At 69.6% G+C, this 18,361-nt stretch carries 16 protein-coding genes; 6 read left to right on the top strand and 10 right to left on the bottom strand.

All coding sequences use genetic code 11. The features are described 5' to 3' along the window. Positions 1 to 71 precede the first annotated feature (71 nt). Both ACFOW8_RS01135 and ACFOW8_RS01130 read left to right on the top strand, forming a co-directional pair. On the top strand, positions 72 to 1,733 hold the full coding sequence (locus ACFOW8_RS01135) for an alpha-(1->6)-mannopyranosyltransferase A (protein ID WP_378544005.1): 1,662 nt from the start codon (positions 72 to 74) through the stop codon (positions 1,731 to 1,733). Then, on the top strand, positions 1,730 to 2,710 hold the full coding sequence (locus ACFOW8_RS01130) for a phytoene/squalene synthase family protein (RefSeq protein WP_378544002.1): 981 nt from the start codon (positions 1,730 to 1,732) through the stop codon (positions 2,708 to 2,710). Before ACFOW8_RS01135 ends, ACFOW8_RS01130 begins: the two co-directional genes overlap by 4 nt. Before the next feature lie 572 nt (positions 2,711 to 3,282). On the opposite strand, the gene ACFOW8_RS01125 is transcribed toward ACFOW8_RS01130, so the two are convergent. Continuing rightward, positions 3,283 to 3,651 carry an Rv2175c family DNA-binding protein gene (locus tag ACFOW8_RS01125; RefSeq protein ID WP_378543999.1) on the bottom strand — a complete coding sequence of 123 codons (369 nt, stop codon included), beginning with the start codon at positions 3,649 to 3,651 and terminating at the stop codon, positions 3,283 to 3,285. 147 nt (positions 3,652 to 3,798) lie between these two features. Between ACFOW8_RS01125 and pknB the strand changes: the two genes are divergently transcribed. After that, positions 3,799 to 5,733 carry a Stk1 family PASTA domain-containing Ser/Thr kinase gene (gene pknB / locus ACFOW8_RS01120; protein ID WP_378543996.1) on the top strand — a complete coding sequence of 645 codons (1,935 nt, stop codon included), beginning with the start codon at positions 3,799 to 3,801 and terminating at the stop codon, positions 5,731 to 5,733. Between the two features lie 27 nt (positions 5,734 to 5,760). On the opposite strand, the gene ACFOW8_RS01115 is transcribed toward pknB, so the two are convergent. Together ACFOW8_RS01115 and ACFOW8_RS01110 are read right to left on the bottom strand one after the other, a co-directional pair. Beyond that, positions 5,761 to 6,009: a hypothetical protein gene (locus ACFOW8_RS01115; protein ID WP_378543993.1), complete on the bottom strand. Its 249-nt coding sequence runs from the start codon at positions 6,007 to 6,009 to the stop codon at positions 5,761 to 5,763. A 39-nt stretch (positions 6,010 to 6,048) separates the two neighbouring features. Next, positions 6,049 to 7,434 carry a class II 3-deoxy-7-phosphoheptulonate synthase gene (locus tag ACFOW8_RS01110; protein ID WP_378543990.1) on the bottom strand — a complete coding sequence of 462 codons (1,386 nt, stop codon included), beginning with the start codon at positions 7,432 to 7,434 and terminating at the stop codon, positions 6,049 to 6,051. A 269-nt stretch (positions 7,435 to 7,703) separates the two neighbouring features. Here ACFOW8_RS01110 and ACFOW8_RS01105 point away from each other — a divergent pair, with 269 nt between their 5' ends. After that, on the top strand, positions 7,704 to 8,201 hold the full coding sequence (locus ACFOW8_RS01105) for a polyadenylate-specific 3'-exoribonuclease AS (RefSeq protein WP_378544232.1): 498 nt from the start codon (positions 7,704 to 7,706) through the stop codon (positions 8,199 to 8,201). A 105-nt stretch (positions 8,202 to 8,306) separates the two neighbouring features. On the opposite strand, the gene qcrB is transcribed toward ACFOW8_RS01105, so the two are convergent. Genes qcrB through ctaE form a run of 4 tightly spaced genes read right to left on the bottom strand, consistent with a single transcriptional unit; the run spans position 8,307 to position 12,608 of the window. Next, positions 8,307 to 9,935 carry a cytochrome bc1 complex cytochrome b subunit gene (gene qcrB / locus ACFOW8_RS01100; RefSeq protein WP_378543987.1) on the bottom strand — a complete coding sequence of 543 codons (1,629 nt, stop codon included), beginning with the start codon at positions 9,933 to 9,935 and terminating at the stop codon, positions 8,307 to 8,309. Continuing rightward, a complete protein-coding gene (gene qcrA, locus ACFOW8_RS01095) occupies positions 9,932 to 11,071 on the bottom strand; it encodes a cytochrome bc1 complex Rieske iron-sulfur subunit (protein ID WP_378544229.1) in 1,140 nt (379 codons plus the stop codon). The genes qcrB and qcrA overlap by 4 nt, the downstream gene beginning before the upstream one ends. 5 nt (positions 11,072 to 11,076) lie before the next feature. Beyond that, on the bottom strand, positions 11,077 to 11,940 hold the full coding sequence (gene qcrC / locus ACFOW8_RS01090; protein WP_378543984.1) for a cytochrome bc1 complex diheme cytochrome c subunit: 864 nt from the start codon (positions 11,938 to 11,940) through the stop codon (positions 11,077 to 11,079). 56 nt (positions 11,941 to 11,996) lie between these two features. Next, positions 11,997 to 12,608, bottom strand: coding sequence for an aa3-type cytochrome oxidase subunit III (gene ctaE / locus ACFOW8_RS01085; protein WP_378543981.1), 612 nt, complete (start codon positions 12,606 to 12,608; stop codon positions 11,997 to 11,999). Positions 12,609 to 12,789: 181 nt separating this feature from the next. On the opposite strand from ctaE, the gene ACFOW8_RS01080 reads away from it, so the two are divergent. Both ACFOW8_RS01080 and trpD read left to right on the top strand, forming a co-directional pair. After that, complete coding sequence (locus ACFOW8_RS01080) at positions 12,790 to 13,209, top strand: hypothetical protein (RefSeq protein ID WP_378543978.1); 420 nt, start codon at positions 12,790 to 12,792, stop codon at positions 13,207 to 13,209. A gap of 97 nt (positions 13,210 to 13,306) precedes the next feature. Further along, positions 13,307 to 14,443, top strand: a complete 1,137-nt coding sequence (gene trpD, locus ACFOW8_RS01075) for an anthranilate phosphoribosyltransferase (RefSeq protein ID WP_378543975.1) — start codon at positions 13,307 to 13,309, stop codon at positions 14,441 to 14,443. A 10-nt stretch (positions 14,444 to 14,453) separates the two neighbouring features. Here the strand turns inward: trpD and ACFOW8_RS01070 are convergent, their stop codons facing one another. The 3 genes from ACFOW8_RS01070 to ACFOW8_RS01060 form a co-directional block, all read right to left on the bottom strand. Beyond that, the gene (locus tag ACFOW8_RS01070; RefSeq protein WP_378543972.1) at positions 14,454 to 14,729 is read right to left on the bottom strand and encodes an Lrp/AsnC family transcriptional regulator; all 276 of its coding nucleotides are present in this window, start codon (positions 14,727 to 14,729) and stop codon (positions 14,454 to 14,456) included. 251 nt (positions 14,730 to 14,980) lie between these two features. Then, positions 14,981 to 15,526 carry a phosphoribosylanthranilate isomerase gene (trpF, locus tag ACFOW8_RS01065; RefSeq protein WP_378543969.1) on the bottom strand — a complete coding sequence of 182 codons (546 nt, stop codon included), beginning with the start codon at positions 15,524 to 15,526 and terminating at the stop codon, positions 14,981 to 14,983. A gap of 301 nt (positions 15,527 to 15,827) precedes the next feature. After that, entirely contained in the window at positions 15,828 to 18,035 is a 2,208-nt protein-coding gene (locus tag ACFOW8_RS01060) for a DEDD exonuclease domain-containing protein (RefSeq protein WP_449289750.1), read from the bottom strand. Between the last annotated feature and the right edge of the window lie 326 nt (positions 18,036 to 18,361).

The raw sequence follows: 18,361 nt of genomic DNA, 5'->3' as shown, positions 1-18,361 counted from the left end.
CGCGGTTGCGACCGCCGACCATCCGGGGGGACCGACCGAACATGCCGCCCCCCGAGACGACCGTAGGCCCCATGGACACCACGCGCACCCTCGAACCGCAGCGCCACCTGCCCACCGGGACCGATCCCGGCGTCCGGACCCGGCTACGCACCGCGGGCGATTTCGTCCGCAGTCCCGAGGGCCACGCGGCCGTGATGGGATTCCTCGGCGCGGCCATGATCACCTTCGGTGGCTTCGGGGCGGGCGCGGTCCGCAAGCGCGATCCGCTGTTGGAGGCGCTGCACCTGTCGTGGTTGCGCTTCGGGCACGGCTACGCGCTGTCGACGATCGTCATCTGGGCCGGTGTGCTGATGATGATCACGGCATGGGTGCGGCTCGGCCGCACCACCATCGGCAAGGGCGGCGCCACGGTCACCCTCAACGAGCTGCGCGCGATCGTCGGCATCTGGATCACGCCGCTGCTGTTCGCGGCGCCCATGTTCAGCCGCGACGCCTACTCCTATCTTGCCCAGGGCGCGCTGTTGCGCGACGGCTTCGACCCCTACCAGGTCGGCCCGATCGCCAATCCCGGTGTGCTGCTGGACAATGTGAGCCCGGTCTGGACCCACACGACGGCACCCTACGGTCCGCTGTTCCTGCTCATCGGCCGCGCCATCACCATGCTCACCGGCGACAACATCATCGCGGGTACCATCGCCATGCGCGTGGTGATGCTGCCCGGTCTCGCCCTGATGATGTGGGCGGTGCCTTATCTGACCAAGCATCTCGGTGGCAAGCCGACGGTCGCGCTGTGGCTGGCCGTCCTCAACCCGCTGGTGCTGATCCACCTCGTCGGCGGCGTGCACAACGAACTGCTGATGGTCGGGCTGATGTGCGCGGGCATCGCACTGGTACTCGAACGCCACCACGTGGCAGGCATCGTGGTGGTCGCCATCGGTGTCGCGATCAAGGCGACCGCCGGCGTCGCGCTGCCGTTCCTGGTGTGGATCTGGATGCTGCACGAGAAGGAACGCCGCGCCGCGCGGCGCGCCGCCGCGCACCCCGAGCAGCGCCCGACCGAGGACCAGCGGCATCCCGACGCGGCGCGTGCCACCGCCGACATGCCGCATCCGGTGCTCATGTTCGCCAAGATCGCCGGGCTCGGCGTGAGCGTGTTCGCGCTGGTGTTCCTCGCTGCCTCGGCGATCGCCGGGGTGGGGTTCGGCTGGGTGACGGCGCTGCAGGGCTCGAACAAGATCATCAACTGGCTGTCGCTGCCGACCGTCCTCGCGCACATGGTCACCTGGGTGACCCCACTGCGGCTCGACCCGGTGCTCAGTGTGACCCGCGAGCTGTGCAAATTCGCGCTGGTCGTGCTGCTGGTGGCGATCTGGTGGCGATTCCGGCATTCCGAGCGCGAGGCGGTGCTCGGCATCGTCATCGCCTTCGTCGCCATCGTGCTGCTCTCCCCCGCCGCCCTGCCCTGGTACTACTCGTGGCCGCTGGCGCTGGCCGCCGGTTTCGCGCTGTCGACGGTGACACTGCAGTGGCTCGTCGGGATCTGCACCTGGTTGATGCTGGTGTTCCAGCCCGACGGGTCGATCGGCCTGTACAACTTCTGGCACGTCGCGCTGGCCACCTTCGCCGCCGTGGTCGCGGCGCTGTCGCTGCGCACCGTCGACCCGCTGCATCTGCGTTCGGCCAGTTCCCGCGCCGCCGCCACCGGAGCACCGGCACCGTCCGTCCCGGCATGAGCGACGTCCGGTCCGCGGCCGGCCTGGAAGCGGCCTACGCCAGCTGCCGCCGGATCACCGCCGAACACGGCCGTACCTACTACCTGGCCACCGCTTTGCTCACGCCACCACGCAGGCGGGCCGTACATGCCCTGTACGCATTCGCGCGGATGGTCGATGACATCGTCGACCACGCCGACAACCCGACACGTGTCCTCGATCCGCACGACGGTGCGGCCATCGTGCGGCCGGACGGCCCCGGCCGGATCAGCCCGGCTCAGCATCTCGACCTGATCGAGAAGCAGCTTCGCCTCGCGCTCGAGTACGGCGAGATCGCTACCGCCGACCCGCGCCGCCGCCAGATCTTCGCCGCGGCCGCCGACAGCATCCGCCGCTACGACATCGCGCAAACCCACTTCTGGACCTTCCTCGACGCCATGCGCATGGATGTCCCCGGCACCACCGGACACCGCACCCGCTATGCCACCATGGCCGAGCTGCGCGAGTACATGCGCGGGTCGGCGGCCGCGATCGGCCTGCAATTGCTGCCGGTGCTCGGCACGGTCGTCCCGGTCGCCGAGGCCGAACCCGCCGCGGCGGCGCTCGGCGAGGCGTTCCAGCTCACCAACTTCCTGCGCGATATCGGCGAGGACCTCGACCGCGGCCGCGTCTACCTGCCCGCCGAGGAACTGGCCGTCTTCGGTGTCGACGAGGCGCACCTTCGCGCCTGCCGCACGACCGGCCACACCGATGCGCCGCTGCGCCGCGCCCTGGCGCACCTGATCGCGGTCAACCGCGATATCTACCGGCGCGCCGAGCCCGGCATCGACCTGCTCGAGCCCCGGGTGCGCCCGGCCATCCGCACCGCGGCCACCCTCTACGCCGAGATCCTCGACCGCATCGAGGACACCGAGTTCCAGGTGTTCCGGCAGCGGGCGACAGTGCCGAACCACCGCCGGATCCTGGTGGCCGCCAGAGGTTTCGCGGCGCGCCGCTGAGCGAAGAGCGGGCGCAGCCCACGCAGGCCGCACACCAATCGCTCGGATGGCCGAGTCACGACCTGATCGGCGAGAAAGTGTGGGCAGAGCGCGGCGCACACCGAACGAACGGGCGGTACGTACCATGTTCTGCGCCGAGCCGCCGAAGTGGAGCTCGCCAGCGAGCATCCACGCGCCGCCACCGCTCTGCGATCCGCCCGGCCGGTCGTCTGCCGCTGCCGCTCGGCATGCTCGGACACGGGGGTGGAGACCGTGATCGCCGGCCTCAACAGCCTGCGCCTGCTCCCATCGGCGGCCTGGCGGCGAGCTCAGGCTCACGCGGTCGGCGTCGCGGCATCAGCGCCGGGCCGGATCTGAGCCGAAGCGATCCACCGAGCGCACCGTCGAACCGGCCCCACAACGAAGACCGACCACACCCACGATCGACATCACAGCAATTCAGCCTCGCAGGGACCGAGCCGGCGCGATCGATCGACAGCGCCGTCGCGCTGGCTCGACCAGGTAGGCGACCGGCGCCCACCGACGGTCACGCAGGCCGACCGGCGAAACCGAGGCGGACCGGCGGCGCGGACTCAGAAGGGTTCGGCGGCGGCCCGGCGGACTACCTCGCGGGCCAGTGGCCCGTGCAGGGCGTCGACGGGGCGGCCGGGCAGCGAGTCGTCCTCGGTGTAGATCCAGCGCAGGATCTCCTCATCGGTGTACTTGCCGTCGCGCATCACCGTGATGAGGCCGGGCAGCATCCGGACGATCTCGTCGTTGTCGTCGAAGAAACGGGCCGGAATGCCTGCGATACCGGCCCGCCGGACCGCGAGAACCTGGTGGTCACGCAGCAGTTGGTGGACCGCGGTGACCGGAATGCCGAGCAGTTCGGCCACCTCGGGCAGCGGCAGTAGGGTTTCGGTGTCGGGCAGCACGTCGTCGCTGCAGGGGAAGGCACTCACCCGGACAGGGTAGTACGTGTGGACCGCCACGCATCGGCGGGCACGATCGCGGCACCCGGCTACGATCGGGGTGGCCGCACCGGGTGGCCGGTCGCTTGTCGCAGTGTCGCGAGGGGTGAGAAGTTTGTGAAAGCCGGAGGACATCACTTGATCGGCCAGATGCTGGAAGGGCGCTATCGGATCGATGCGCCGATCGCTCGCGGCGGAATGTCGATGGTGTTCCGTGGCACGGACACCCGATTGGATCGCCCGGTGGCGATCAAGGTGATGGATCCGAAGTTCGCCGGAGATCCCCAGTTCCTGACCCGGTTCGAGTTCGAGGCGCGTGCCGTCGCGAAGCTGAAGCACCCCTCGCTGGTCGCCGTCTACGACCAGGGTATCGACGGCGAATACCCGTTCCTGATCATGGAATTGGTCGAGGGTGGCACCCTGCGCGAACTGCTGCGCGAGCGCGGCCCGATGCCGCCGCACGCGGTACGCGCCGTCGCCGAGCCGGTGCTGCGCGCGATCGGCACCGCCCACGACGCCGGACTCGTGCACCGTGACATCAAACCGGAGAACGTGCTGATCTCCGACGCGGGCGAAGTGAAGATCGCCGACTTCGGGCTGGTGCGCGCCGTGGCCGCCGCCAACACCACCTCCGCGAGCGTGATCCTCGGCACCGCCGCCTACCTCTCCCCCGAACAGGTCACCACCGGCACCGCCGACGCCCGCTCGGACGTGTACTCCTTCGGTGTCCTGATCTTCGAACTGCTCACCGGCCGGGTGCCGTTCACCGGCGACAATTCGCTGTCGGTGGCGTATCAGCGGGTCGAGAACGACGTGCCGGCGCCGAGCCAGTTCATCGGCGGGGTGCCCCCTGAGTTCGACGAACTGGTCGCCAAGGCCACCGCCCGCGACCCGCAGCAGCGGTTCGCCGACGCCAACGAGATGGCGGCCCGGCTGCAGGCGATCGCGATGGAACTGAATCTGCCGCCGTATCGTGTTCCGGCGCCACGGGATTCGGCCGAACACCTCAGCGAGAGCTACCACACCGGCGCCGCGCACCACCCCGGCGAACGGCCGGCGCCGCAGCGCCAGGTCGCCGCGCATCCGGCGCCCGGCCTCGATCAGCAGCCCCAGCACACCCGGGTCGTCACCGCGCCGCGGCCACGGCCCGAGGACCACGCGCCCGTGCACAACCCGTTCGCGCCGACCGAGAACCCCTCCCGCCGAACCGGCCTGGTGTGGGCCGCGGTCGTCACCGCGCTCACGCTGCTGGTCGGCATCGGCGGCTGGTGGCTCGGCGTCGGCCGCTACACCGCGGTGCCGCCGATCGCGGGCATGGAGTCCGGGCAGGCCGTCGCGGTACTGCAGGAGGCCGGATTCGAGACGGTGCTGCGCAACAAGGCCTCCGACACCATCCCGGTGGGCGGCGTGGTCGGCAGCGAACCGTCGGCCGGCTCGCGGGTCACCAAGAGCTCCACCGTCGCGGTGCTCATCTCCAGCGGCAAACCACGGGTACCCGATATCAATCCGGGCGACCCGGTCGACGCCACCAACGAGGCCATCCGCGATATGGGCCTGCAGCCGATCGACAGCGGCGAGGCCGCCAGCACCGCGCCGAAGGGGACGGTGGCCAGGGTCGAGCCCGCGCCGGGCACCGTGCTGCCGATGGGCGCGCAGGTGAAGGTGTATCGCAGCAAGGGATCGCAGCCGGTCAATGTGCCCGATGTGAAGGGCATGACCACGGAGGAGGCCGCACAGGCGCTCGCCGATGCCGGGCTGCGGGTCGCGGAAACGCGCACCCAGCACTCCGACGAGGTCGAGGGTGGCGAGGCGATCGGCACCGATCCGGCGGTGGGCACCACACTGCAGTCCGGCGATTCGGTGGACCTCATCGTCTCGAACGCGGTGAAGATTCCCTCGGTCATCGGCAACACCGTCGCCGAAGCACGCAGCAAGCTGCAACAACTCGGGTTGCGCGTCGAAGTGAAGCAGATCGTGGACAACGACAAGGGCCACGTCGTCGGACAGGTGCCGGGGTTCGGCGGACTGGTGCCGCCGGGCAGCACCATCACGCTGACCGCGCTGCCGATCTGAGACCGGCAGCGCCGCACCCGCGGACTATCAGTCGGGCACCCAGTAGCGGAACCGGAACGACCAGCCCTCGCCGGTGGGATAGCACTCGCCCGCGAAGAACTCCTGTAGAGCGTTGTTCGCAGCCTGGTCGTAGGTCGCCTGCCGCAGATCGTTGCACGACCCCTGTGTCGGCATCGGACCTGCCACCTCGTTGCGCCACCAGGCATTCGCGGTGCCGAGACTGCCGACCGATACCGCGAGGCCGACCAACGCCACCGCCGTGAATCTGCGAATCATCTTCTCCCCCTAGATATTCGACTACCCCTCAGCGTAGCGTCAGCGCAGCATCTCGGCCACGAGGAACGACAGTTCCAGTGACTGCTGGGTGTTCAGGCGGGGGTCGCAGGCGGTCTCGTAGCGGTCCTCGAGGTCGAGGTCGGAGATGTCCTGGGCCCCGCCGAGGCATTCGGTGACGTTCTCGCCGGTCAGTTCGATGTGCAGGCCGCCGGGGTGGGTGCCGAGGGCGCGGTGCACCTCGAAGAAGCCCTGCACCTCGTCGACGATGCGGTCGAAGTGGCGGGTCTTGAAACCGGTGGAGGACTCGTGGGTGTTGCCGTGCATCGGGTCGCACTGCCAGATCACCTGGTGGCCGGTGGCCTGGACCTTCTCGATGATCGGCGGCAGCACGTCGCGCACCTTGCCGTTGCCCATCCTGGCCACCAGGGTCAGCCTGCCCGGCTCGTTGTTCGGGTCGAGCCGCTCGACGTACTCCACGGCCTGATCCGGGGTGGTGGTCGGGCCGATCTTGAGGCCGATCGGGTTGGCCAGCAGTTCGGCCAGCGCGATGTGGGCGCCGTCGAGCTGACGGGTGCGCTCACCGATCCACAGGAAGTGCGCGGACAGGTCGTAGAGCAGCGGCTCGCCGGTCTCGCTCTCGGCCAGCCGCAGCATCGCGCGCTCGTAGTCGAGCACCAGCGCCTCGTGCGAGGCGTAGATGCGCGCGGACTTCAGGCTCGGATCGTTCACCTGGCAGGCGGTCATGAACCGCAGGCCACGGTCGATCTCCTCGGCCAGCGCCTCGTACCTGGCGCCGGCGGGCGACTGGGCGACGAAATCGCGGTTCCAGTCGTGCACCCGGTGCAGGTCGGCCATTCCCGCCGTGGTCAGCGCCCTGACCAGGTTCATCGCCGCGCTCGCGTTGGCGTAGGCGCGCACCAGCCGGGAGGGGTCGTGGCGGCGCAGCGCCTCGTCGGCGACCAGGGAGTTGACCATGTCGCCGCGGTAGGACTTGAGCCCGAGCGCGTCGATATCGGCCGAGCGCGGCTTGGCGTACTGACCCGCGATTCTGGCCACCTTCACCACCGGCAGGCTCGCACCATAGGTGAGCACGACCGCCATCTGCAGCAGGGTGCGGATGTTGCCGCGAATGTGCGGCTCGGTGTTGTCGGCGAAGGTCTCGGCGCAGTCGCCGCCCTGCATGAGGAACGCCTCGCCACGCGCGACGGCGGCGAGCTGCGATTTGAGCTCCTCCACCTCGGCGGGCAGGCAGATCGGTGGCACGCTCTCGAGCACGGTGCGCATGGTGGCGGCCTCGTCGGCGTCCCAGGACGGCTGTTGCAGCGCGGGCCGGGCGAGGGCGGCGTCGAGTCGGCTGCGCAGCTCGGCGGGCAGCGGCGGCAGTTCCGGCAGGCGGTCAATGGGTACGTCGACGGTCCAGGTCACCAGACAAGAATACGGACCGGACGGCCTCCGCGTACATCCGGCTCGACCCCGGCGCGGGCGGTAACCGGACGGATGCCGCGTGCTCGCACGGCGGGTCACTGTCCGTTCGGCAGCCCGTGGGTGCCGACGGCGGCTCGCCGACACCGATGCGCGCGCAGATGCCGACGGCAGGTCGCGTGCGGGCGGGTCAGGTCCCCCGCATAGGGTCGATGCGGACCCACCGTGGGTCACGGCGGCCCGCCGCCCACCGGCACGAAGAGGCGATCTCCCTGCGATACTTCTATGATTCGGAATTCGTCGAGGACGGCGTGACGATCGATTTGATCTCGATCGGTGTCGTTTGTGAGGACGGCCGCGAATATTACGCGGTTTCCACCGAATTCGACGCGGAGCGAGCCGGACCGTGGGTCCGCAAGCACGTGTTGCCGAAGCTGCCGCCGACCGGGTCGTCGCTGTATCGCACGCGCGCGCAGATCCGCGACGACCTGTTCGCGTTCTTCCTGCCGAGGCCGGGTGTGCAGCCCGAGCTGTGGGCCTGGGTGTCGGCCTACGATCACGTGGCGCTGTGCCAGCTGTGGGGGGACATGACCGCGTTGCCGTCCGGTATGCCGCGCTACACCAACGAGCTGCGGCAGCACTGGGTGGCGCACGGCAGCCCCGAACTGCCACCGATCCCCGGTGACGCCCACGACGCGCTCGCCGACGCCCGGCACAACCTGGCCAAATTCGAGGCGATCGAAGCGTATCGCCGCGCCCCACGCCTGTAGGAGGCACAGCGACGCTACCGCCGTGGCGTACCGGCTGGTCGACGACGAACGCGAAGGCCCCGAGCCGGAATCGACTCGGGGCCTTCGTCGGTGCGGGGTGCGCGGTCAGTGACCGTGCGATCCGTCGGTGTCGCGGTTCTGCTCCTCCACGAGCGCGGTGAGCATCCGGTGCTCCTCGGCGTGCTCGTTGGCGAAGTAGGCGTCGGACTCGGCCTTCGGATCCGGGCGAAGGAAGCTGCCGGTGCCCGGCTTGCCCGCCGAACCCAGCTTGTTCATCTTCTTCGGCACCGGGGCACCCTGGTACTCCAGCGGCAGCGGGTGGCCGTGGTCGTCGACCGGGCCCAGCGGCTGGTGCACCTCGATGTACTCACCGTGCGGCAGTCGCTTGATCACGCCGGTCTCGATGCCGTGCTCGAGCACCGCCCGGTCACTGCGCTGCAGACCGATGCAGAACCGGTAGGCGATGAAGTACGCCAGCGGCGGCACCAGCAGCAGGCCGATGCGGCCGATCCAGGTGGTCGCGTTCAGCGAGATGTCGAACTTCAGCGCGATGATGTCGTTGACACACGACAGCGTGAGGATCACGTAGAACGAGATCGCCATGGCACCGATCGCGGTACGGACCGGCACATCGCGCGGACGCTGCAGCAGGTTGTGATGCGCGGTGGTGTCGCCGGTGAGCCGCTTCTCGATCCACGGGTAGGCGATCAGCAGCGTGAACACCAGGCCCATCACCAGCGCGACCCAGAACGCGGCCGGAATCGTGTACCTGCCCAGGTAGAGCTCCCAGGCCGGCATCAACCGCGCCATGCCGTCGGTCCACATCATGTAGAAGTCGGGCTGGGAACCCGCCGAGACCTGGGACGGGTTGTACGGACCCAGGTTCCAGATCGGGTTGATCTGCAGGACACCGCCCATGATGCCGACCACGCCGAGGGTGAAGGCGAAGAAAGCGCCCTGGTCCGCGGCGAACACGGGCACGATGCGGGCGCCGACGACGTTGGTCTCCTTGCGGCCGGGGCCGGGGAACTGGGTGTGCTTCTGGTACCAGACCAGCGCGACGTGCGCGCCGATCAGGGCCAGGATGATGCCGGGCAGCAGCAGCACGTGCGCGATGTAGAGGCGCGGGATGATGATGTCGCCGGGGAAGTCGCCGTTGAAGATCAGCCAGTGCATCCAGGTACCGATCACCGGGATACCGATGGTGATACCGGAGAACGCGGCGCGCAGACCGGTGCCGGAGAGCAGGTCGTCGGGCAGCGAGTACCCGAAGAAGCCCTCGAACATCGCCAGGATCAGCAGCAGCGAGCCGATCACCCAGTTCCCCTCACGCGGCTTGCGGAACGCGCCGGTGAAGAAGATGCGGAACAGGTGGATGATGATCGAGGCCGCGAACAGCAGCGCCGCCCAGTGGTGGATCTGCCGGACGAACAGACCGCCGCGCACCTCGAAGGAGATGTTGAGCGCGGTCTCGTAGGCCCGTGACATGCCGACGCCGCGCAGCGGCTGGTAGGCGCCGTCGTAGACGACGTGCGCCATCGACGGGTCGAAGAACAGCGTCAGGTAGATACCCGACAGCAGCAGGATGATGAACGCGTACAGCGCGATCTCACCGAGCAGGAACGACCAGTGGGTCGGGAAGACCTTGTTGATCGACCGCTTCATGAACGCGGCGGCGCGGTACCGCTCGTCCATCTCGTTGGCCTGGTTCGCGGCCATATCTCCAGCACTCATGAACGACGCTCCCAGAAGGCCGGGCCGAGCGGCTCGATGAAGTCGCCCGCGGCGACCAGGAAGCCCTCGGAGTTGACGGTGATCGGCAGCTGAGGCAGTGCGCGGGCGGCGGGACCGAAGACCGGCTTACCCCATTCGGTCGCCGAGAACTGCGACTGGTGGCAGGGGCACAGGATGCGGTTGGTCTGCTGCTCGAACAGCGAGGTGGGGCAACCGAGGTGGGTGCAGATCTTCGAGTAGGCGAAGTAGTCGCCGTAGTTGAAGCTCTCCTGGCCCTTGCGCTTGATCGCCTTCTCGGCGTCCTCGGTCCGCAGCCGGATCAGCATGACGGAGTTGCGGATGCCGCGCAGCGACTGCAGCGTCGCGTGCGAGTCGCCGCGCCACTTCTCCTTCCACGGGAACACGGTCTCCATGGCACCGGCGTCCAGATCCTCGGGACGGACCAGCACCACGTCCTCCGGGCGACCGGTGTCGCGGCGGATGTAGATGGTCTCGCCCGGGTAATCCGGGGTCCAGCCCGACACCCACAGCGGCGACTTGTCGCCCTTGGCCCACGGGTTCTTCACCATGCCGCCGACGAACACCAGCAGCGAGCCGATGCCGAGCACGCCGACACCGGCGCCCGCGGTTCCGAGCATCATCTTGCGGCGGCCCAGCGTCGAGGTGTCCAGCGCGTCCTGCAGCTCGGCGGCCAGCGTACGGCGCTCGACCTCGTCGGACGGGCCGTCGTGGCGCTGCTGGATGGAGATCTCGGCGGGGATGAACTTCTTGCGGATCAGCACGACGGCGATTCCGATGACGAGCACCGAGATGCCGAAGGTCAGGCCGATCAGCGGGGTGAACAGCAGGTAGGCGGTATTGCCCTCCTGGCCGTTGCCCTTCCATTCCCACGGCCAGAACAGGAAGACGCCGACCAGCGCGGCCGCGGCCAGGCCGGAGATGGCGAACCAGAAGGTGACCTGACGCTCGGCGCGCTTCTCGGCGCGGGTGCCTGGCACCGGCCACCGCTCACCGCGGTACGCGACGTCGACGCCGTCGCGCGCGGTGCCGAGCTCGACCAGCTCGTCACGCGACATCGCGTCCAGTTCGGCTTCGGTCGGTTCCCGACCCATGTCGTTGTGCTCCTGTCCACTCATGGCGGTCATGTCCTGGATCCGATCCACATCGCGGCACCGACCAGCGCGGTGATGCCGATGACCCAGATCGTCAGCCCTTCGGTCGCCGGACCGAAACCGCCGAGATCCCAACCGCCCGGCGCCCCCTCTTCGGCGGCGTTCTTGACGTAGGCGATGATGTCGCGCTTCTCCTCCGGCGTGAGCTGCCGGTCGGAGAACTTCGGCATGTTCTGCGGGCCGGTGAGCATGGCGGTGTAGAGCTGCTGCTCGTTGGCCGGCTCGAGCGGCGGGGCGAACTTGCCGCTGGAGAGCGCGCCGCCACGACCGGTGAAGTTGTGGCAGGAGGCGCAGTTCATGCGGAACAGCTCCGAGCCGCGGCCGATGTCGTCGCCGCGCAGTGATTCCTGGGCGATCTCGCCGTTGGCGTCGCGGATCACCGAGGGGCCACCGCCGTTGGCGGCGACGTAGGCGCCGAGCGCGTCGGTCTGGTGCGCGTCGAACTTCTCCGGCTTGCGCATGGCCTGGGCCTCGTTGCGCACCATCGGCATGCGACCGGAGGACACCTGGAAGTAGACGGCGGCCTCGCCGACACCGATCAGGCTGGGGCCGCGGTCCTCGACACCCTGCAGGTTGGCACCGTGGCAGGTGATGCACGAGGTCTCGTAGAGCTGCTTGCCCTCGCGGATGAGTGCGGACTGATCCTGGTCCGCGGTGGCGACCTGCGGTTCGGGCGTGAGCGCGGTGGCCAGGAAGCCGGCCCCGACCAGACCCACCAGCAACGCGAGACCACCCGCGATACGACGGCGAACACGACGCTGCTTACGCGCCTTGGCGGCCTGACCGTTGCCGGGGCCAGCGGGCTCTGGGGCCGACGGGGGAGATGAACTCATCTGTAGTCCCTTTGGAGTAGACGGAACCGACTTGTGCAAACGAATGTGTGTCCGCGCTAGCTGACGAAGTAGATCGTGGCGAACAACCCGATCCAGACGATGTCGACGAAATGCCAGTAGTAGGACACCACGATGGCGGCGGTCGCCTGGGCGGGGGTGAACTTGCTCAGCTTCGTGCGGATGAGCAGGAACACGAACGCGATCAGACCGCCGATCACGTGCAGGCCGTGGAAGCCGGTGGTGATGTAGAAGACCGAGCCGTAGGAGCTGCCGGCGATGGTGGTGCCCTCGTGCGCCAGGTGGTAGTACTCGTAGCCCTGGCCGAGCACGAAGAACGTGCCCATCAGCAGGGTGATGGTGTACCAGCGGCGCAGGCCGAACACGTCGCCCTTCTCCGCGGCGAACACACCCATCTGGCAGGTGAACGACGACGCGATCAGCACGGCCGTCACCGGGACCGCAAGCCCGAGGTTCAGCTCGGTGGGCTCCGGGGGCCAATCGCCCTGCGCCTGGGCGCGGGCGACGAAGTACATGGCGAAGAGGCCGGCGAAGAACATCAGCTCGCTCGACAGCCAGATGATGGTTCCGACGCTGACCATGTTGGGCCGGTTCAGCGAATGCACACGCTGAGTAATGGCCGATCCTGGGGTGCCTACTGCGGTCGTCACGGGGTAAGTATGACTCTTCGTAGTACGACAGCTGTACCCGGGTACGAAAGTTTGTCGCGCGAATCGGAAAACCCACGCACAGAGGGGGTCCTGGGGATCCCTCGGCGTGTTGGCCGGGCCGGGCGCGACAACCCAGTGTGACAGCGTCAGATGTGGATAACCTGAGACGAAGGAGGTCGCGATGGTCGTGGTGCGGATGTGGCGGCGCTGGTTCGGTGGACACGCCCGATCGCTCGACCCGGCGCGGGCCGATCTCGTCGTGGTGGCGAGCGGTTTCGACGACGCGCAGGCATGCTCGGCGGTGCTCGACCGGGCCACCGAGCTGGACCGGGAGGCCGAGGCGGTGCTGCGGCATCATCTCCGCCTGCCCGCCGAGCAGATCGACGCGGCCTGCGAGATCGCCGGCTACGACGGCTACACCAGGGCCGAGGCGCCCGCGGCCGAGACCGGCGCGCTGGTTCCGGTGATCCTGCAGCGGGTGCAACTGCTCGACCCGCTGACATGTTCGCAGGAACGATCGCGGATGGCGGGTCTTGCCCAGCGCCACGACGGTGTCGCCGACGGCTGGGACGCGCTGCAACCACCGCGCACCGGGCTCTAAGCTTGCTCGGCAAGCGCAACAGTGTTGCGTGAGACCGGCGCACTCCCCGCAGCGGAGTTCGCGCAGCGATGTCGATCGAACGAAAGATGCGGAGCAGATGAGCGTGCGCAGCTGGCCCCAGGTGCTCGGAACACTCGCCGACGGCGGCGACCTGGCCGCGGACGACACCACCTGGGTGATCGACGAGATCTTCACCGACAACGCGACCGCGGCCCAGATCGCGGCGTTCGGCGTCGCCATGAAGATCAAGGGCCCCACGCCCACCGAGCTGGCGGGCATGGTGTCCGGGATGCTCGGGCACGCGCGGCTGGTACACGTCGACGGCGACGCGGTCGACATCGTCGGTACCGGCGGTGACCGGTCCGGGTCGGTGAACATCTCCACCATGTCCTCGGTGGTGGTGGCCGCCGCCGGGGTGCCGGTGGTCAAGCACGGCAACCGCGCGGCCTCCTCGAAGTCCGGTGGTGCCGATGTGCTGGAAGCGCTCGGGGTGAAGCTCGCGCTCGGGCCCGAATCGGTCGCGCGGTCGGTACGCGAGGCGGGCATCGGGTTCTGTTTCGCGCCGCTGTTCCACGCCGGGCTGCGGTTCGCCGGTCCGGCGCGCAAGGAGATCGGCATCCCGACCGTGTTCAACGTGCTCGGACCGCTGACCAACCCGGCGCAGCCGCGGGCGGGCCTGATCGGCTGCGCGTTCGCCGACCTCGCGCCGGTGATCGCCGGGGTGTTCGCCGAGCGCCGGTATCCCCGGTCAGCGCCAGGAGGCGGTAGCTCGCGTGACCACGCAGGGCGCCCGGAGAGGCCCGATGAGCAGAGCGCGAGCGCGCTGGTGGTGCGTGGGCGCGACGGGCTCGACGAGATCACCACGTCCGATCTCACCGATGTGTGGGTGGTCAGCGGTGGGCGTATCCGGCAGACGGTGCTCGATCCGGTCCGGCTGGGGATCGCCAGGGTGGATCTGGACGCGTTGCGTGGCGGGGACGCCGAGGTCAACGCCGGGATCGCGCGCGAGGTGTTCGCCGGGACGCCGGGGGCGGTGCGCGACGCCGTGCTGCTGAACTCGGCCGCCGCGATCGTCGCCTACGACCTCTCACGCGGCGTCGGTGACGTGGACCTGGATCTGGACAGCGCGCTCACCACGGGGCTCGAGCGCGCCGCCGCCGCGGTGGACAGCGGCGCGGCGGCGAAGCTGCTGGACGGCTGGGCCGAGCTCACCAGGACCCTCGACGAGTCCTGACGCGAAAGCCTCACTCCCCCAGCGAGAATCCGGCTTCCACGTCGGCGCTGGAGTACGACTTGAAGGCGATGTGCGTGGTGGTGCGCACCACGCCTGCCACCTTGTCGATGCCGCTGGTGACGACCTCGGCGATGCGCTCGTGGTCGCGCACCCGCACGATCGCGATCAGATCGACGTCACCGGCGCAGGAGTACACCTCGGCGACGCCGTCGGTATCGGCGAGCGCCTGCGCGGTCTCGGGGATGCGAGAGTTCTCGGCCTGGATCAACACGATCGCGGTAATCATGGGGATCAGCCTAATGAGCACCTGTCCGCGGTGTCGCTGCTCCCACGCGCGCGGCCGGTGCGAAGGCCGGTGGTCCGGTACCGAAGTCGGCGGGATGCCGCCGCAGCTCCGCGCGGCTCGTCGGCCCGCGAGGCGGAGCGGAGGCCCGAGTGTTCCCGGCGACAGCCGCAGCCATACGGTCGAGCTGGTCCAGGGCAGGGCTGGTGGCTCGCCCCAGATGCGCTGAGCGGTGGTCCGGTCGTTCGCCGGGCCTAGGATTCCGGGCGCTCGGTGGCCGCTTTGAAGCGGCGCATGAGGTCGAGGCTCTTCACGCCGGGCGCGGTTTCCACCGAACTGGACACGTCGACGCCGTAGGGCCGGTGCCGGGCGATGGTGGCGGCGACATTGTCCGCGTCGAGGCCACCAGCCAGCACCACCTTGCCCGGCACCGCGCGCACCCAGGCGGGGAATTCCGCGAAGACACCGGATCCCGCGCTGGCGTCGTAGAAGAAGTATTCGCTGGTCTGCCCCGGTTCCGGCGGCGTGGACGCGCAGTACGCCAGGTTCGGCAGGTCGGCCCATTCGTACAGCTGCACCACGTCGAAGGCGTCGGCCACCCCGGCCACCTCGGTCGCTGTCAGCGCCACCACGAAGGTGGTGATCCGGCCGCGCGCGTAATCGGCCAGCGCGCGAGCCTGCTCCGGGGTGCGGTACCGCTTGCTCTTGGGCGTGGCCATCACCCCGATCGCGGAATAGCCGAGCTCGACAGCCCAGTCGATCTGCTCAGGAGTGGTCAGCCCACACACCTTCACGAACATCCGCGTAATCGCCTTTCACCCACCGCCACCGGAGTGTGGCAGCCGATTCCATGATCCCGGACCACCCGAACTCCCGCCCCGGCAGGTTCCACGCCACCGCCAACCGCGCCACCCCGGCCTGCCCGCCAGGCGGCGCCGTACTGCCGTACCCTGCCGGTGCCACGGCCCACCGAGGTCGCGCCGCACCACCACGGACCACCAGGACGCCGCGGCCCACCAAGATCGCGTCGCACCATCACGGCCCCGCCAGCACGCCGCCGCCCACCGGCTGGTTGCCGTGTCGGTGTAGCCCGCCGGGCGGTCAGCGTTCGGCGAGGTACTGCTCTGCCGGAGGGAGGGTGTTCGCGGCCGTGTGGGCCAGCTGTGCCCAGCTCGCCCAGCGCGCGGCGCCGTGGAGTGGTTCCCCGTAGCCTTCCGAGGTGCGCACGATGCGCGCGCCGGGTTCGGCCAGCCAGCGGGCGATCACGCCCACTTCCTCCGGTGGCGCGCCGCGCAGCGGCGGCACGGTGTCCTCGGGCGGTGGACCGAGGTCGAACAGGGCGGGTGCGGCAGGCCGGATATCGACGCCGGGTGTGCGTGCCGGGAGTCCGTCGTGGCCGGGCCGGATTCCGCTACCGGCCGCGGGCAGGTCCGGTACGACACTTCGCGGTGGGCGCCCGCGCGGTGCGTTGCCGGTCGGCCGGTCTCCGCCGTTCACCCCGATGGGCCCGTTGTCTCCGGGCGGCCGAGCGGGCAGCCCGTCGCCAGGAGTGCGAAACGCACCGGACCCTGGGTCGGCGGCTTCGGACACCTGGCCCACCGTGTCGGCTTCGCACGCCCGATCCACTGTGTCGATCCGAAGTGCCCGCACGCCAGGCATTGCCGGGTGCGTCGCCGAGAAGCCTGTCGATGCCGCGTCGCCCAGGTCGGGGCGCACGGTTTCGGCGGCGGCGACGAGCTGGTCGACCACCGCCATCGGTGGGGTGCCGCGGCGGGCGGTGCCTGCGGCGGCGAGGCGGCCGTAGCGGATAACCGCGAGCTCCCAGCCACCCGCGCCGTCGGGGCGGGCGACGACCAACTCCGCGATCCGGGCGATGGCGGCGCGACGCTGGGTGCGGTGGAGCATGGTGACGACGGCGGCCGTGCGGTCACGGAGGCGCGCAGCCGCCTCGAAATGTTGCGCGGCGGAGTATGTTTCGATGCGCTCGAGCATGGCGTGCAGCAGTGCGCCGGAGCGCCCGGCGAACAGGTCGCGGACCGCGTCGACGGCGGGGGCGTACCCGGCGGCGTCCAGCTCACCGTCGGCGCGGGCGGCGGGGCAGCCGCCGACGACCGCGGGCGGGCAGGCGTGCCGGGCGCCCGCGGTGAGCCTGGTGAGGCAGGTGCGCAGCCCGGCGAACTCGGCGATCGTGGCACCCACTTCGGCGGCGTCGGTCCGAGCGGAGAACGGCCCCACCGCGATTCGGGTCGGGGTGCGGACCACAGCGAACCGGGGAAAGGCCTCGTCGCTGAGCGTGAGCCACCAGCCGCGGCGGGGAAACTTGGAACGGCGGTTGTACGGCGGCGCGTGTGCGGCGAGCAACCGCAGTTCCCGCACACCCGCCTCCAACCCGTGCGCGCACACCACGTGATCGACTCGGAGGGCCAGTGCCACCATCTCTTTCATCCGGCCGCGGGTCTCCGAGCCGGTGAAATAGGTGCGGACGCGGCGGCGCAGATTCACCGCCGTCCCTATATAGAGGACTTCGTCGGACGGGCCGCGGAACAGATAGACGCCGGGCGCGGCGGGCAGGTCGACGGCGAAGGCGCGCTTGGCGCGCTGGGTTCCGGTGACCCCGGGCAGGTAGTCGAGCAGTTCGGTCAGGCTGTGTACACCCTGGTTGCCGACCCTGGCGATCAGCGCGTGCAGCACGTCGACGGTGGCGCGGGCGTCGTCGAGCGCCCGGTGGGTGGGCGTGGTGGCCGCGCCGAGGATCCGCGCCAGCACCCCGAGCCGCGCCGAGGGCGCCTCGTCACGGGTGAGTACCCGCCGCGCCAGCTTCACCGTGCACAGCACCTGCGGGTTGGGCCAGGCGATGTCCTGGCGGGCCGCGGCCGCTTTCAGGAAGGCGGTGTCGAAGCGCGCGTTGTGCGCCACCAGCACCGCGCCGGCGGCGAACTCGAGGAAACCCGGTAGCACCACCTCGATCCGGGGTGCCGCGTACACCATCGCGGTGGTGATCCCGGTGACGTGCACGATCGCGGGCGGGATCTCGCGCCCAGGATTCACCAGCGTCGCGAACTCCCCGAGCACTTCGCCCCCGCGCACCTTCACCGCGCCGATCTCGGTGATCGCGTCGCCGTCCGGGCTGGTTCCGGTGGTCTCGAGGTCGACGACGACGAAGGTGGTGTCGTAGAGCGGGGTATCGAGCTCGTCGAACGCCAGCTGGCGGGCGGTCGCCGAACGCGGCGCTGGATCTGGCACGGCGAGCAGCGTAGGACGGGGGTCCGACAGGAACCGCCGAGCGGCCGCGACCCTGCGCGGCAACATTGTTCGACCCCGCGGCCAAACCTCCGATCCCACCCACCGGGACACCCACGGCGCCGGTTTCCGGCGGGCTCACTTCCGGCAATTCGCGGTGCGTATTTCGTTCCGATGCGAACAAAACGGCCCACACACGACCGACTGAGACTGGGCTCACAGTTCGACTCGAGCTCGCATAACTGCGCCCGTATCGATTGGATAAGACGGATTGCCCATTGCGGCACGCGAGAACCGGCGGCGCGCCGACCGCGCGGCACACACCCCGACACGCCGACGTTGCCGTCGACGCGCGCGGTCGACCTGGGGTTTCGTAACGAAAGAGCGGCCCACCC

It is taken from the genome of Nocardia rhizosphaerae, assembly GCF_042650365.1.
GTDB lineage: Bacteria > Actinomycetota > Actinomycetes > Mycobacteriales > Mycobacteriaceae > Nocardia > Nocardia rhizosphaerae.
Note: the sequence above shows the minus strand (reverse complement) of the source record. Positions and strands in the feature narration are given on the sequence as shown.

Excerpts from the sequence above, each read along its gene's own strand:
- ACFOW8_RS01135 (WP_378544005.1), top strand. The coding sequence starts at position 72 with ATGGACACCACGCGCACCCTCGAACCGCAGCGCCACCTGCCCACCGGG.
- ACFOW8_RS01130 (WP_378544002.1), top strand. The coding sequence starts at position 1,730 with ATGAGCGACGTCCGGTCCGCGGCCGGCCTGGAAGCGGCCTACGCCAGC.
- ACFOW8_RS01115 (WP_378543993.1), bottom strand. The coding sequence starts at position 6,009 with ATGATTCGCAGATTCACGGCGGTGGCGTTGGTCGGCCTCGCGGTATCG.
- qcrB (WP_378543987.1), bottom strand. The coding sequence starts at position 9,935 with ATGAGTGCTGGAGATATGGCCGCGAACCAGGCCAACGAGATGGACGAG.
- qcrA (WP_378544229.1), bottom strand. The coding sequence starts at position 11,071 with ATGAGTGGACAGGAGCACAACGACATGGGTCGGGAACCGACCGAAGCC.
- qcrC (WP_378543984.1), bottom strand. The coding sequence starts at position 11,940 with ATGAGTTCATCTCCCCCGTCGGCCCCAGAGCCCGCTGGCCCCGGCAAC.
- ACFOW8_RS01080 (WP_378543978.1), top strand. The coding sequence starts at position 12,790 with ATGGTCGTGGTGCGGATGTGGCGGCGCTGGTTCGGTGGACACGCCCGA.
- trpD (WP_378543975.1), top strand. The coding sequence starts at position 13,307 with ATGAGCGTGCGCAGCTGGCCCCAGGTGCTCGGAACACTCGCCGACGGC.
- ACFOW8_RS01070 (WP_378543972.1), bottom strand. The coding sequence starts at position 14,729 with ATGATTACCGCGATCGTGTTGATCCAGGCCGAGAACTCTCGCATCCCC.
- trpF (WP_378543969.1), bottom strand. The coding sequence starts at position 15,526 with ATGTTCGTGAAGGTGTGTGGGCTGACCACTCCTGAGCAGATCGACTGG.
- ACFOW8_RS01060 (WP_449289750.1), bottom strand. The coding sequence starts at position 18,035 with ATGTTGCCGCGCAGGGTCGCGGCCGCTCGGCGGTTCCTGTCGGACCCC.